This window comes from Mesobacillus sp. (genome assembly GCF_049588175.1).
GTDB lineage: Bacteria > Bacillota > Bacilli > Bacillales > Cytobacillaceae > Mesobacillus.
In genome coordinates this window covers 1-1,746 of record NZ_JBAVFI010000724.1, presented here as the reverse complement: position 1 = coordinate 1,746, position 1,746 = coordinate 1, and the positions used below count along the sequence as shown (strand labels likewise).

Below are 1,746 nucleotides of genomic sequence, written 5' to 3'. Positions count from 1 at the left end.
TTCCTAGATTGGTAGTGTCAGAGAGATTTTCTGTCTTGAACTCGCGGGCAATCCCAAAATCGATCAGTTTGAATTTTCCTTCTGGCGTCAGCATGACATTGTCAGGCTTCATGTCTCGGTAGATGATTGGATACGGCTTGCGGGAGTGCAGATATCCAAGTACATCGCTTAGTTGCTTCGCCCACTCGATTACTTCCGCAGCGGGAATTTTCCCGTCCCGTCTCAGCCGCTCCTTCAGCGATTCTCCTTCGATGTAATCCATAACCACATAGATATCGCCTTCGGATTCGATAATGTCGTAAATTTTTGGCAGCGAACCATGGTCGAGCTTTTTCAGCATATTCGCTTCAACAACGAGGCTGTTGATGAGTAACTCATTGTTGCTGTTGCTGCGCTTGCGGATATCCTTGACCACAAGTGACTTGTTGAGGCGGTTATCCATCGCCAAATAGACAACACTCATTCCGCCGCGGCCGATTTCCTTCAGTATTTCGTATCGATCATCAATAATGGTGCCTATTTGTATCAAGGTAATTCCCCCAAGTTAAATCACTTTTGCCAGCAAGACCGAGATATTATCTGTTTCCAGGCGTTCCTTCGCAAGCTCCACGAGTTCCACAATTTTATCCTTCATCTTTCGCTCGTCTTCAAAATTGACAGGATTCAGGCTGGTCTGCATCTCACTGTCTGTGACCTCATGGTAAAATCCATCGGTGCAGAGCATATACATCGTTTCATGCTTAACTTCACCTGTCGTAATCACAATATTGATATCCTTCGTTGCGCCCACACATTGCAGCAGCACATTCCGGCGCGGGTCGATCCTCGCCTGTTCAGCGGTGATGTTCCCCATCTGCAGTTCTCTCTCAACAAGGGTCTGGTCCTCAGTCAATTTCATCAGCTTGTCATTTATGCTGTATGCCCGGCTGTCCCCAATCTGCATGACGAAGTATTGCGAATAAAGGATGAACAAGGCTGTGATCGTAGTTCCAAGCTTGATTCCTGATGCCTCACCATATGCTAGGATTTTCGCATTCAGCTCACGAACACGTGCCTCGAGCTTTACGGGTATCTCTTTTTCTGCCATTTCTGACTCTAGAAGAGGAGGCAATTCATCGTCAAACCATTCTGAAATTCCCCTGATGACTGTGGCGCTAGCCAGCTCTCCGTGGGAAAGTCCCCCCATGCCATCACAGATGACAAACAAGCCCACTTCCCCCTGAGGCGTTTTAGCCGTTTTTAATAACATACCGTCCTGGTTCGTCTTCTTCTTGATTCCTATGTCCGTATGGTAGGCGACTTGAAATGCCATGTTTGTTTCCTCCATTTAATACAGCTTGAAGATGAATTCCTCATTTGCGAGCTTAATTCGATCTTCATGTTTAATTTTGATTTTTTCTTTGGGTAATACCTTAATGCCATTGACATAACTGCCATTGGTCGAGTGATTGTCTTCTAAAAAATACTCACCATTCGAAGAGATCACAAAAGCATGGACACGCCCAATCACTTTATTATCCGTCGCAAAATCCGCCCGCAGCGGGTCGCGGCCAATCTTGAAGTATTCCTTCGCGATCGTGATCTTTTCATTTTTCGCGACTGCCACCAAAAATGGCCTGCGGACCGAATGGCCAAGTGTGGTTGTACCCTCATCCTCATCTTCCTCCAGGACACCAAGCACAGTCGTTCCTGAATCCAATTCTTCCAGCTTGTGGTTTGCGAGGGCCGGCTGAATATGGATCGAGG

General features: G+C 46.8%; 3 protein-coding genes. All 3 read right to left on the bottom strand.

The annotated features are described in order from the left end of the window. A partial coding sequence (locus WB217_RS17565) for a serine/threonine protein kinase (protein WP_423994586.1) occupies positions 1-529 on the bottom strand: 529 nt, incomplete at its 3' end. A 15-nt stretch (positions 530-544) separates the two neighbouring features. Continuing rightward, the gene (locus tag WB217_RS17560; protein ID WP_423994585.1) at positions 545-1,312 is read right to left on the bottom strand and encodes a PP2C family protein-serine/threonine phosphatase; all 768 of its coding nucleotides are present in this window, start codon (positions 1,310-1,312) and stop codon (positions 545-547) included. 15 nt (positions 1,313-1,327) lie between these two features. Continuing rightward, positions 1,328-1,746: FHA domain-containing protein (locus WB217_RS17555; protein WP_423994584.1), on the bottom strand; the 419-nt coding region annotated here is incomplete at its 5' end.

Bases quoted from the DNA above. Each gene is read 5' to 3' on its own strand.
- WB217_RS17560 (WP_423994585.1), bottom strand. From the start codon at position 1,312: ATGGCATTTCAAGTCGCCTACCATACGGACATAGGAATCAAGAAGAAG.